General features: G+C 40.7%; 10 protein-coding genes and 1 pseudogene. 3 read left to right on the top strand and 8 right to left on the bottom strand.

From position 1 onward, the window contains the following. The 4 genes and pseudogenes from A9239_RS19970 to A9239_RS16160 all read right to left on the bottom strand — a co-directional run. Positions 1-294, bottom strand: a pseudogene (locus A9239_RS19970) (hypothetical protein); the annotation flags it as partial. 633 nt (positions 295-927) lie between these two features. Next, on the bottom strand, positions 928-2,790 hold the full coding sequence (locus A9239_RS16170; protein WP_048155651.1) for a M3 family oligoendopeptidase: 1,863 nt from the start codon (positions 2,788-2,790) through the stop codon (positions 928-930). A gap of 398 nt (positions 2,791-3,188) precedes the next feature. After that, complete coding sequence (locus A9239_RS16165; RefSeq protein ID WP_048155654.1) at positions 3,189-4,085, bottom strand: mechanosensitive ion channel family protein; 897 nt, start codon at positions 4,083-4,085, stop codon at positions 3,189-3,191. 2 nt (positions 4,086-4,087) lie between these two features. Further along, a complete protein-coding gene (locus A9239_RS16160; protein ID WP_048155657.1) occupies positions 4,088-4,831 on the bottom strand; it encodes a DUF432 domain-containing protein in 744 nt (247 codons plus the stop codon). Positions 4,832-4,884: 53 nt separating this feature from the next. On the opposite strand from A9239_RS16160, the gene A9239_RS16155 reads away from it, so the two are divergent. Next, a complete protein-coding gene (locus A9239_RS16155) occupies positions 4,885-5,142 on the top strand; it encodes a hypothetical protein (RefSeq protein ID WP_048176006.1) in 258 nt (85 codons plus the stop codon). A 53-nt stretch (positions 5,143-5,195) separates the two neighbouring features. On the opposite strand, the gene corA is transcribed toward A9239_RS16155, so the two are convergent. Continuing rightward, complete coding sequence (gene corA, locus A9239_RS16150; RefSeq protein WP_048117044.1) at positions 5,196-6,260, bottom strand: magnesium/cobalt transporter CorA; 1,065 nt, start codon at positions 6,258-6,260, stop codon at positions 5,196-5,198. A gap of 321 nt (positions 6,261-6,581) precedes the next feature. Between corA and A9239_RS16145 the strand changes: the two genes are divergently transcribed. Next, positions 6,582-7,502, top strand: a complete 921-nt coding sequence (locus A9239_RS16145) for a hypothetical protein (RefSeq protein WP_048117043.1) — start codon at positions 6,582-6,584, stop codon at positions 7,500-7,502. Between the two features lie 303 nt (positions 7,503-7,805). After that, entirely contained in the window at positions 7,806-8,822 is a 1,017-nt protein-coding gene (locus A9239_RS16140; protein WP_255361968.1) for a mechanosensitive ion channel family protein, read from the top strand. 273 nt (positions 8,823-9,095) lie between these two features. Here A9239_RS16140 and A9239_RS16135 read toward each other — a convergent pair whose 3' ends face one another. The 3 genes from A9239_RS16135 to iorA are packed head-to-tail and all read right to left on the bottom strand — an operon-like array spanning position 9,096 to position 12,905. Beyond that, entirely contained in the window at positions 9,096-10,403 is a 1,308-nt protein-coding gene (locus A9239_RS16135) for a phenylacetate--CoA ligase family protein (protein ID WP_048117041.1), read from the bottom strand. Between the two features lie 25 nt (positions 10,404-10,428). After that, entirely contained in the window at positions 10,429-11,028 is a 600-nt protein-coding gene (locus tag A9239_RS16130) for an indolepyruvate oxidoreductase subunit beta (RefSeq protein WP_048117040.1), read from the bottom strand. Beyond that, positions 11,025-12,905 carry an indolepyruvate ferredoxin oxidoreductase subunit alpha gene (gene iorA / locus A9239_RS16125; protein WP_230668846.1) on the bottom strand — a complete coding sequence of 627 codons (1,881 nt, stop codon included), beginning with the start codon at positions 12,903-12,905 and terminating at the stop codon, positions 11,025-11,027. The genes A9239_RS16130 and iorA overlap by 4 nt, the downstream gene beginning before the upstream one ends. Positions 12,906-13,412: the final 507 nt, after the last annotated feature.

Here is a 13,412-nt window from a genome sequence, read left to right as displayed (position 1 = left end):
CGTAAGAGTTTCAGCGGCGCACGTTCTCACATTACGATCTTGATCATTGATAAGTCTAATCAAATCATTGCATATTTTTTGTTTATCTGGCACGTCAGGAAATATAGTTATAAGAGTTTGAGAGGCCCGCGATTTCATGTCATTGTTCTGATTAATGATAAGCCTAATCAAGTCACTGCATGCCTGTCGCTTATCTGACAATTGTGAAAAGTTAGTTAATTGATCTAACGCCTTTATACGTTTTTCTGGATTTTCGCTAAGATATTGAGCATTAATCTCCTCTTGGTCTTTCAACTGCCTGACACCATAAGTCCCGATATAACTTAATACTTAAAACGATTTCTTTTTCTTTTTGGAATTTAATGAGCAATATTTACAAAAAAAGAATTTGAAAAGAATTAAGTTTTTTGTGAAATTCAATTTAATTTTTCTTCCCTGTACCCAATTTTACAGACTTTTACAATCTCTCTTGATGACGTTTTACTATTTTACTGTAAATTTTACCTTTTTTACTTTTACAGTAAAAACATACGTATTTTTACATTTTTCAGTAAAATGTATACATATTTTTACTTTTAATTTGAAACCAATGCTTCCCATTTATTCACTCTTTCCAGAACATGGCTGTTAAAAGTAAATGAGTTATCTGACTTGGCATTCTGCTTCATATAGTGTAAAGTTCCTTTAGAAAATTCTAACTTCTTCCAGTCAACATAAGAAATACTCAGGATTTTTTGCTTTACGTCATAAGAATTAATTCTCTCAATTTCATATTCAGGCTTAACAAAATCTATTTTTTCCTTCTTGTTTGTGAGATAATGGGCTAATTCTCTTACCTTAAGAAAAATAATATAGCTCCATGTGCTTTTTTTCCCTGGTAACTAACCTTTTTATTCAGCACATTGGAGAACTCATTAACAATCTTTCTTATTCTTCCCTTGCCAGTTTATACAATTCTTGAATCCTCAACTCAACAACGTCCATTGCATCTTCAAAGAGCTGCCTGTCGATTTTGATCCCGAAGTATTCCTTGAGTTTTTCTTCTGGAGGCATTGTCGAGCCTGCCGAGAGATACGCGACATAGTTTTTGTTAAAAGCATCTGGCTCTTCCCTGTACTGTTTGAAGAGAGCAAGGGTTATTGCCTTTGAAACCGCGTAGTTGAAGGTATAGTAGTTGCTTGTCAGGTAAATATGGTTGATATAAGTCCATTCTGCGGAATCTTCAGGGTAATAATCAACTGAGCGGCTCCTGTATTCTTTAGAAAAGTCGGTCCAGATAGCATTAAATTCTGCTCCGCTTACCGTTTCTTTTTCTGCGCAGAGCCGGTGTGCTTTATATTCGAATTCCGTAATCAAGGGCTGCCTGGTAAAGAAGTTCTGGTAATCATCGATCTGCTGGGAAAGGACTGCAACTGCGGTATCCCTATCCGAGTTTTCGACAATGTAATCAACAAAGAGCTCTTCATTAAAAGTGGAAGGAATTTCCATTTCGTAGATCGTACCTGTACAGTAAAGATAGTCTACGGAATTGCCCATGAGGTAGAAATTAATGGCATGTCCCATCTCGTGGGTTAAAGTTTTCTGGTCTCTGATAAGGCCGTCATAGTTCATAAAGATCAGAGGCGGAGCTTTCAGTGCGCAGGAATCGGTACAATAACCCCCTGGCTGTTTTCCATGATCAGGGTCAGGATACACATCTATGAAACTGCCAGTTACCATTTTCAAAAAGATTTCTTTGAAATTAGGGTCCATTCTCGAATAGGATTTCTGAACCTCTCGTAGAGCATCTATGTAAGCATATTTCTTCCCAGGCTGGTTCGTCAGCTGCAGAATAAGGTCATATGGTTTGAGCACGTTAAGCCCGAGCTTATTCTTTCTGAACTCATTGTAAGCCTCAAAAACCTCTTTCTTCTGCTTGAAAACAGTATTCATGTCATCAACCTGAGCATGGGTAAGATAGAGGTTATAAAGGCTGTAGTCATAGAAATCCGTATAATTCAACTCTCTGGCAACAAGGTCATCAAGCTGGGCTTTTTTGGAATAGAGGGACGCCATGGAATCGGATTCACTAATCAGGTGGTAGAACCTCTTATCATAACAGTTTTTCCTGTTTTCCCGGCTCGGATCTGTTGATAGTAAAGTACTGTAGGACTGAGAATTGACAGAAAATTTCTCTCCGTTCTCAAGCGTGATTTCTCCCGCCTTTGTAACCGTATTCGTGATTTCGGAAAGTGCTTCAGTTTCCAGTTTCATGCGCTGGTTTTCAAGTTCTGCAAGATATGCAGCCTGGGCCTCATCCCTTGGCTTGTGCTCTATAAATCTCATATAGTTAGCTTCAAGATAGGCCCTGTAAGCCTCAAGTCCGGGTTCTTCGGAAAAGAGCCTGTCCCATTCATCCTTCCCGAGCGAGGTCAATTTTACGGTTGCAAAGGCTGTAGCTTTCTTATATTCAGTAAGCAGATCCTGAACGCTTCCAAGCAGAGAAATAAGAAACGATTCATTCACATTTTTACTGAGTTGAGTGTATGCATAAGTATACAGAACATCAATCGATTTTGAATAAGCTTTTTCGGTTTCTAGATACTCAAGCATAACAGGCCCTGACAATTTTTCAAATTTCGAGCGGAAAGTTTCGTTTATCTCTTTTGGCCCATTTTTTAGTCTATCGAGCTCTTTTGAAGCCTCTTCTCTGCTGCTGAAAAGATATGCATCGTTCCATTCTGTTGGAACCTTACTGGAATCAAGCACTTCGGAAGTATATTCACTTTCTACGTCATTTTTCAATTTCATAAGACCTCTATCCCCTGGTGTAATATCAAAATATTTCTCTGTTATTATTCTTCTATCAGAGTTGATTTAATGACCATTGATTTTGTTAATCTCATTGATTTCTTTAATCTCGTTGGTTCATTAATCTCATTGATTTCTTTAATCTCATTGGTTTCATTAATCTCATTGATTTCTTTAATCTCATTGGTTTCATTAATCTCATTGGTTTCATTAATAATAATAGGCTTTATTTCGGTTGCAACTCGTTTTTATTCCGAAAATCTAAAAATATTTGAGTAAACCTGTCTGTGTAATAGGTTTATTCAGTAGCAGGTTTATTCAGTAACAAGTTTATTCGGTAGCAGATTCATTCAGTAACAGGTTTATTCAGTAACAGGTTTATTCAGTAACAGGTTTATTCAGGCTAAAACTCTTTCTTCGTAATTCAGTACACTATCGATTTCTTTTTCCGGCACCTGTGCCATTTTTTCAGGAACTTTTTTTGAATCGGTCTGAATATGAACTACACGCTGCGGTAAAGGAATCTCTATGCCATTTTCTTCCAGAGTCTGTTTTATATCCCATAGAATTCTGGTTTTTATCCCGAACCACTCATTTACAGGCGCCCAGATCCTTACAGTAATATTTACCGAACTGTCTCCAAGGTCGTTTACAAAAACCGAAGGAGACGGGTTAAGGAGAGCAAAGGGTTCTTTGTCAATAAGGTCTTTGATAAGAAAGATTGCGGCATTAGCATCATCACTATAACGAATCCTGATTGTGTGTTCAAACCTTCGGACAGGATGCTCTACAATATTTGTGATATTTGTTGTAAAGACCTGCTGGTTGGGGATGCGAACAAGAAGTCCGTCATAGGTCCGTATAAGAGTAGAGATTATTCGGATATCTATGACATAACCCGACACATCACTGATTTGAACCTGGTCCCCTATTTTTATGGGCCTTTCGACCATGAGGAAAAACCCCGAAATCAGATTTCCCACAATGTTTTGGCTTGCAAAACCAAGGACAATACCTGCTACTCCTCCTGCCAGCAGGAACCCTGAAGGATTAATTCCTATTAAACGTAGGTTAGAAAAAAACACAGTAGTAAGTATGCCATAGTAAAGAATTTTGATGATAGTCTCACCCGCATCCTTACTGACCTTATCTTTGAGAGACCTGCGCAGATAAAGTGAAAGAATTTTGACAAGGAAGGTTGAAAAAGAAAGAATGAGTATAAACTTTAGCACAGACCCCAGAGTTACGGTACCATCGAAGATAGGCAGGTTGTTGTCAAGGAAATCAAGATCCATAATCAAAATCCCCACCCCATGTAAAATTTAAGGGGTACAAAACCAAGCTTCTGAAGACTATAGACTCCAAAAGCTTCTTTCCTGGATTTAAAATCTTTCAGAGGACTGCTCTTTAGCTCCCCGCTAAGACGCTGCAGCTCAAAACCTGTTTCAGCTGTGTTTCTGTTGAGGACGTCCATACGTGCTCGCATAAAAACATCACCAGCATAGTAAAGTTTCATGCCGTATGCACTGAAAACTACTTTTGAGATCGAAGCCCAATCTGAAGAGGTATTTCGAAGAGTCAGTTCAATAATCCCTTCCTGTAGAGGGTTAGGGGAAGGAGAAATTGAATATATCTGGCTTTTCCAGTGCTTACAGATAACTCCGTTTGAAACCTCTCCATAAAGAGTAAACTTCTGTCTCACCAGGCTCAGCACATCAAGAAGCTGAAGATTTTTTTCTCCTTTATCCGCGATAAAAACACCTATCTCTATAGGAAAAGTCAGAAAAATCTTCCTTTTTGCTCCTCCCGCAAGCAACAGGGTTTTCTCAAACTCTATAAGCAGGTTTGGAGTAATTTCTTTAGGAGTGTTTAAGGGCTCTACCGGATTTATAATCAGACACTTTTCATCTCCAAGAATAATTTTCTCTACATTTTCCGTTCCGAGCGTCCTTCTGTATATCCACTGCTTTCCGGTGTTTTCCACGGAAATGGCAATTCCTTCCTGTTCAACTGAAAAAGGGGGATTATAACGGCCGTACATAATATCCCGAAAACTAATACTTTTTAAAGAACTGTTTAAATTTCTTAATATGGATGTATTACATTATAAAAATTTTGCCTTTAAATAACTTTTCTGAATCAAAAGAAACACAGATTAAAAGTCAAGAGAGAAAACAAAGGAGAAAAACAAAGGAGAAAAACAAAGGAGAGAAAACAAAGGAAAGATGGAAAGCTGAAAAAAAGAGAGTTGGAGAAGAAAAGCTGAAAAAAAGAAAGCTGAAGGAAAAGCTGAAAAAAGAGAGTTGGAGAAGAGAAGCAAAAGAAAAGATAAACAGGGATAAAAAAGGATAAAAAGCTTAATGGAATAGGAGACAAAAAGAAAAAGCCTCCAGGAAAAAAGAAAGTCAAACCCATTTCCGTTTCTTAAAATAGATAAACATGCTGACTGCTAGAAGGATCATTGCAAACATTACTGTCGGATAGCCCCAGCGCCAGTTGAGTTCAGGCATGTATTTGAAATTCATTCCGTAAACGCCTGATATGAAAGTAAGGGGAATGAAAATCGTTGCTATGACCGTCAGGACTTCCATAACTTCATTCATCCTGAAGCTTATGCTGGAGAGATAGATATCAACCATTGAAGATAAAATATCCCGGAAATCTTCGACGGTATCTATTACCTGGATGGTATGGTCATAAACATCTCTAAGGTAAACTCTGGTAGTCTCTTTAATAAGATCAGACTCAACCCTCTGCAAACCATTTATCAACTCCCGAAGAGGCCAGATGGATTTACGAAGGGTAATCATATCCCTTTTATACTTTTGAATAGTCTTGAGGGTCTCAGGCCTTGGATGTAATACCAGCCCTTCTTCAAGGTATTCGATTTTATCACCAAAATGCTCAAGGATTAAAAAATAGTTATCGATAACAGCATCAATAAGGCCGTAGGCAAGATAATCCACCCCGCTTTTCCGCAGGCGAGAAGCCGGATTTTTAAACCTCTCTCGCACCATGTCAAAAACGTCCCCCTCCCTTTCCTGAAAGGAGAGGACATAATTAGGGCCGATGATAATGCTTACCTGGTCTACGGTGATCTCTTTATTTTCCTTATCAAAGAAAATCATTTTTAAAACCGAATAAATATATGAATCATAATCTTCAGTCTTGGGCCGCTGCCGTGTATTGAGTACATCTTCAAGGGTAAGAGGATGGATATTGAAATAGCTTCCGAGCTTTCCTATGATATCTACCCTATCCAACCCATCCACATTTATCCAGAAATTGAGATCGGACTTGTCTTTAAATTCCAGACACTCTTCAACCTTCTCCAATTTTCTTTCTACAAGCTTTTCACTGTTATAGGCCAGGACCCGGATTACTACCTTTTCTACCTTCTTTTCTCCAACATGGACAAGTGATCCGGGTGCAAGCCCAATTTGTGATCCTCTTCTTCCAGAAGTCACCATGCTTATTTCTCTGCCTCACCTTCTAATAAAAATAGATTATTCAGTAATTAAACTCCATTGATTTAAGTCTGCGCATGTTTTTTATCTGGATATCCATTTTGAAATTATAACACAGTTTGGAAACACAGTTTGAAGAGTGTTAAAACTTATAGGACTTACATTTAAAAAAGAGCATTTTAAACGCTTGCAGGCAAATTGCAGATAAATATATGTATTATTCGTTGGATATAATAATAAATTAAATATATAAACGTTTTTCCAAAAATTGGGGGAACTGGAAAAATCGTCATTTTTAGGACAAAGATATAGGGAGTGGTTAATTTGGTTGGAACTGAAATTACGAATAGTTTTATCAATATAATTGATCAGTTTATTGCATTCATTCCTACTTTAGTGGCGATAATCATACTGATTATCGTAGGAAAAATAGTAGGAACTTTTCTTGGAAAGCTCGGGGCAAGGTTTCTGGATAAGATCGGACTCGATGACCTTGTCGATAAAACCATCATTGGTGGAATGATAAAACGAGCGCAGATGAGTACAGTAGGTTTTTTTGATGCCGTAATCAGGTGGTTCATCTACATCGTCTTTGCTATGATCATTCTGGACCTGCTGAACATTGAGGTGGTGAATAATTTCATCAGTATGATCATACTCTATATTCCACTCATGGTATCCGCTTTCATAGTGCTACTTGTTGGTTTATTGGTAGTGGACTTTATTAGCGACCTGGTAAAAAAAGTACTTATTTCAACAGGAGTAGATGAAAAATTCGAAGAAACAGCTTTTGGAGCCTCAGTCAAATCTGGAGGACTGACAGTTTCAGGAACCGTATCAGGCCTGATCAGGCTATTTGGATACCTGGTATTTCTCGCGGCTGCATCCAATATCCTGCAGTTGACCATGATAACTCAGCTATTTATAGATATTACTCAGTATTTGCCACGCCTTTTTACGGGTATCTTGATCCTGATAATCGGACTTCTCTCCATTGATGTGGTCATGGACTATATTTCCAGTGCTTTCAAAGGTATTAGTACAGAAGAGATAGACATCTTTCTTCCTCTTCTGAGAGGCTTCTTGTATCTGATAGTAATCTTGCTTGCTTTGGATACAATGCTGGTTAATACGAGCATACTCTATCTGTTCTTAGGGCCACTTGCATGGGGACTTGCAGTTGTGATTGCATTTAAATACGGAGTTAAAGACGCAATTGTTGCGTATGCCAAAGAAAGGAAGTAACTCCTTTCTTTCATTTATTTAATATTCAACTTCACTATTTATTAAATAATAAACAGAACCAAAAAAGCCTTAAAGAATATGGAAAAAGAAATTTCTGTTCACGAAACCTCTTTTTTGGTTTACTAATTTTTGGAATTCTTTTTTGCTTAAACTGCCTGAAATTCAGGCTGGGATAACTTTCTTTGCCTAACTATACTTTTTTTACAGTTTCCATTTTTCTCTAAATCAATATTTATTTAAAGCTTCTTACCAATCAATCATGGCATGGAAACCCTCGATAACAACTCTTCTTTTGTGGAGAATATGTCTTATTTTGATTTAGGCTTAAAGAAGGCACTTACATGGTTTTCAGATAACTTCGGTACATTTATATTCATACTTTTTATTGGCCTGATCACTGTCATTATTGCACGGAACGTAAATCGTCTTCTGGAACGCCATTTCACAAAAGTAAGTAGCAAGCTGCATATGGACCCAACATCCTTCAGGGTGTTCAGGCATATTGTGGTCGCATTAATCTATTTTATGGGGATTGCCCTTGTTATTTACAGCATTCCCAGTCTTCAAAACCTTTCGGTTGCCCTATTTACCGGGGCAGGGATTGCCGGTATAGTTATTGGTTTTGCGGCCCAGAGTACACTGAGCAATATAATCGCAGGTATTTCCCTTGCCGTTTTTCAACCTTTCAGGGTAGGAGATCGGCTTAATATTATGAATGAATACGGAAAAGTTACGGATCTTAATCTCAGGCACACTGTCATTATAACCTGGGATAACAGGCGGCTTATAATCCCAAATTCCATGATCAGCAATGAAGCGATAATTAACTGGACTATAGAAGACCCTGCAGTAATCTGGCCAATAGACGTCGGAATAAGCTATGATGCCGACATTGACCAGGCTAGAAAGATCATGATCGAAGAAGCCCGAAAACATCCCAATGTAATGCCCCCTCAAGAAGTTCAATATAGCGTTGTAAAACCCAGCTTAATCAAATCCGAAACGCTTAAAATGGGATTTATTGACCCCCCTGTGCTTCATCCTGTTGATCCGGACTTCAGGGAGAGAGGAGAAGTTAAAGTAAATGTTGTCGAACTGGGGGAGTCTTCCGTAAATCTCCGCATGAATGTCTGGTTTAAAGACAGGAGTGTTGCGTACAGTTCAGGATGCGAAATCAGGGAAGCTATTAAAAAGCGTTTTGATAAGGAAGGCATAGAAATTCCGTACCCTTACAGGACTATTGTATACAAAACCGATCTTGAAAAAGAAAAGAAGGATACTGGAAAATTATCCCGTACAGAGGGAGATAAAATCGAATAAGCCGTAAAATGCCGAGTAAAAAATAATGACAGTTAAGGAATTAGTCGGTTGATGAGAAAAGCAAGTAAAAATGAATAAGGAACAAACAAGTGAAAAGTGGGTTGATAGAAAACGATTGAAAAGTTGACTGATAAAAACAAGTGAAAAATGGGTTGATAGAAAACGATTGAAAAGTTGACTGATAAAAAACAAGTGAAAAGTACTTGATAAAAAACAAGTAAAATATGGGTTAAATAAAAGAAGAAATTAGGGATGAAAGGTCAAAAGGGGATTTCACAGTTCCCTTTCATCAATTACTCTTTTTGTCTTTTTCATACTGCGGGGAAGTTCTCCGATCTTTACACCCACAACGTCCACGGTTACACCTATAAAGTCCTTGAAGGCTTTTTTGAGAGCTTTTTCGGTTTTTGCTTTCTTTGAAGGATCTTCTGCGCCTTCGATCTCGACCTTGAAAATCATGCTGTCCCTTCCGTCCTTACGGGTAAGAAGGATCTGGTATTCGCTACTTACACCAGGAATCCTCTGGACAAGGTCTTCGATCTGGCCTGGATAAATATTTACAGCCTTGAACTTTATGCGGTCGTCTGACCTGCCAAGTATCCTGTCAATTCTCGGGAAAGGACAACCGCATTTACAGAGTCCAGGAATTATCCGGGTCAGGTCCCTTGTCCTGTAGCGGATGAGGGGAGCTCCTTCTTTTGTAAGAGTCGTGATTACAAGTTCTCCAAGCGTGCCGTCAGGAAGCTTCTCGCCCGTAATGGGATCGATTACCTCAAAGAGCAGGTAGTCGGACCAGTAATGCATACCCTCATGGAAAGAACAATCAAGGCCGATTCCTGGACCGTAGATCTCGGTCAGCCCGTAAATATCAAAAGTCTCGATTCCCAGCTCAGTTTCGATTCGGCTGCGCATCTTTTCACTCCAGCGCTCCGAACCTATAATGCCTTTTCTGAGCTGAATCTGGGACTTAAGCCCACGCTTTTCAATTTCTTCGGCAAGCAAAAGCGCATAAGAAGAAGTGCTTGCAAGGGCTGTGGACTTCAGGTCAACAAACAGTTCGAGCTGTTTTTCGGTATTTCCCGGGCCTGTAGGTATGGCCATTGCTCCCAGGCGTTCAGCCCCAAGCTGGAACCCTATTCCCGCAGTCCAGAGCCCGTACCCTGGAGTAATCTGGATCCTGTCCTGATTGGTAAGGCCTGCCAGCATGTAGCAGCGCATCATCATCTCGGCCCAGACATCCACATCTTTTCGGGTGTAAGGAATAATTATGGGTTTTCCTGTAGTCCCGGACGAGGAATGGATCCTTACGACTTCCGAGTCAGGCACGGACTGTAACCCAAGAGGGTAAGCGTCCCTGAGTTCTTCTTTATTCGTAAAGGGAAGAAGTTTCAGGTCATCAAGCGACCTTATGTCCTCGATATCGACATTTGCTTCCCTGAACTTTTTCTGGTAAAAAGGACTATTTTCAACTACGCGCTTCAGCAGTGCCTTCAATTTTGCAAAGGTATCTTCTTCCGAGATTTTGGGATGGTAAAGCTGTACATTGGGATCAAGTTCAGCTTCAGTGGATGCTTCATACATGTCATTTCACCTTCTGCTCCCCAGTTCAGGTGCCGGAGACAGATCTAATACATTTCCTTGCACGCTCGAATGCGGCATCGTTTACAGCCCTGTATTTTTCAGGGATTTCGGCATCCAGTACTGCCTTTAGAATTTCTTCCTGAAAAGGTAATACTCGTGCGCCTGCAGCCGCTCCAAGCATTGCAACGTTTGCAGCCCTGTATGTCCCTACCTTGTCTGCAAGTTCCGTAAAATCGGAGCAGAGAATATCAGGGTAGTATGCACGCAAAAATGAGAGCAAAGCTGCAGGGTCATACTCAGGGCTTCCAGGCGGCCTTGATGCCGGTGGGATAGCATGGGTATTTACCAGAACCTTTCCGCCCTCCTTAAGAAAAGGCAGGTTTCGTACGGTTTCTGCAGGTTCCAGGCCTAAAAGCAGGTCTGCCTGTCCAATGGGAATAAGTGACCCGGAAACTTTGTCTCCTATCCTTATATGGCTGCTAACCGAACCTTCCCTTTGAGACATGCCTATGGTTTCGGCAGTGCTTACGTGGAATCCGGCTTTCATCGCAGCGAGTGCAAGCAAGCGGGAAGCAAGCACAACACCCTGCCCACCAACGCCTACAATAAGAATATCATATTTCACAGCTTTACGCCTCCTATACAGATGGCTTCTGAAGGGCAGATCTGTGCACAGAGCCCGCAGCCGCTGCAGTTGTCCTGTATGACAGGCTTATCCCCATCAAGGTTAATTACAGGGCAGCCGAGTTCTTTTATACAGAAACCACAGCCTGTGCAGGCTTCAGGATTTATTTTGTAATATTTGTCTGGTTTTGTAATCCCTACACACTTGCCTTTGAAGACCAGAACCGACGGTCCATTGAAATTCATGGCTTCCTTTGCGGCTTTTATGCAGCTCTCAAGGCTGTCCGGGTCTACAGTATTTACTATCTTTACGTACTCAACCCCGCAGCTCCGAACTACGTCTGCAATATCAATAGCTTTTGAAACATTTCCGAGTGCGGTTATGCCTACGCCAGGATGGGGTTGGTGTCCTGTCATTGCAGTTGTACGGTTGTCAAGCACTGCAAGGGTGATGTTAGCTCCGTTATAGACAGCGTTTATCACTGCAGGAATACCTGAGTGGAAAAAAGTAGAATCACCGATAAAGGCCACCTGTTTTGTCTTCGGGTTCGTATGGTAGAGCCCTCCTGCAAGGCTTATCCCTGCACCCATGCAGAGGCAGGTATCGACCATGTTAAGGGGATAAGCATTTCCAAGGGTGTAGCAGCCAATGTCCCCTGAGAAAATCGTATCAGTTTGAGACTCTTTTTTAAGCTGTTTTGCAGCCTGCTTGAAAGCGTAAAAAACGGCTCTGTGCATACAACCGGCACAGAGAGCAGGGGCCCGAATTGGAAGAGGAGGAAGCTTTTCTCTTGAGACGGCAGGAGAAGCATGAGAAAGGCGTAAACTCTCTCCATACGCTGCAAGTGCGCGGTTGAGGCTGTCAATAACAATATCCACATTGTATTCCCCGCTCACAGGGAAAAAGCCGTTCTTCTTTCCATAAACATCAACAGGCAGATGTGCTTTTCCTATAAGTTGGAGCGCCTGTTCTTCTAGGTAAGGGTCAAGCTCCTCGGCAACGAGCAGCCGGTCAATGCCTTTCAGGAAAGAAAGAGCTGCCTTTTCCGGAAACGGATATACTGTCCCTACCCTGAAGAGTGTAAACAACTCTTCAAAACCCCTAACAGCTTCGATAGCCTCCTTTACGTAAAGGGCTGAAACGCCTGAAGCAATAATCCCGATTTTTCCCGATCCCGCTACCGAATTGAAGGAAAGCTCGGAAAAGCGTTCGGAAAGCTTTTCCTGCACACTTTCAAGCCAGGGGTGCCGTTCGGCAGTAAGCTTCGGAAAGATTGTCCAGCGCCTATCCTTTACAAAACCCTCCTCAATGGCTTCAACCGGAACAGGTTCTGCAGCTTCGACCACGACATCCCCGCAGCTGTGTGAGACCCGAGTGGTGGTTCTCAGGATAATAGGAATTTCGAACTCATGCGAAAGCTCAAAAGCAAGCTTTGTCAGTTCGTAGGCTTCCTGAGGGGTTGCCGGGTCAAGGACAGGAATATTTGCAAAGTGCCCGAAAGCCCGAGTATCCTGTTCAGTCTGGGAAGAATGAGGCCCGGGATCATCGGCAACGAGCAGGACAAGAGCTCCTTTTACCCCAATATAGCTCAGGCTCATAAGAGGGTCGGATGCAACGTTTAGCCCTACCTGTTTCATGGTCACAAGCGCTTTTGCCCCGGAATAAGCTGCTCCAGCGGCCGTTTCAAGTGCAACTTTTTCGTTGCTGGACCACTCGGTATAGATTCCACACCTGTTTGCATACCGGGCAATTGTCTCCAGAGCTTCGGTCGAGGGTGTTCCGGGATACCCTGTAACCACCTGGACGCCGGCTTCCATAGCTCCAAGTGCAATGGCTTCATTACCCATTAATAACTTTTTATCAGTCAATAAACTCATCTCGAATTCAGGGTAATATTTTAACAGTTTGATAAATCTAGAAGGAAATAATTAAAGTTGAAAAGAATTTGAATTCTCAAGCTATTTATTAAAGTCATTTTGAGAATCTGAAAATCTATTTTAAAGTATTTCACCGTGATTTTACGCCACGGGAAAGATGATGTTCATCTATGTACAATGCTGCCTGGAAGAAGTACGTAAAATTTGCATATAAAGTTTTTGTTTTATGAGCCTTCGTAATTATGGACTCTAATATACCAGAAAAAAGATAGTGACAATAAAACAATTCTAGATAAGTTTACTTCACGTTAAGAATACAGTGGCATAAGCTTTGAATTGCTTAACCTATCTGTCAATGACTATTAATATTTATATTATGAGATAATAAGAACCCATAGAGGTACATTGACTCATTGAAGCGTAAGCCTCCCGCAGAAAATATCGAAAAATAGAGTACAAATGGAAACATTTAGAAACATTTAGAAACATTTAGGAATATTTAGGAAT

Source organism: Methanosarcina sp. A14 (assembly GCF_001729375.1).
Lineage (GTDB): Archaea > Halobacteriota > Methanosarcinia > Methanosarcinales > Methanosarcinaceae > Methanosarcina > Methanosarcina barkeri.
This window is presented reverse-complemented; position numbering and strand designations above follow the sequence as displayed.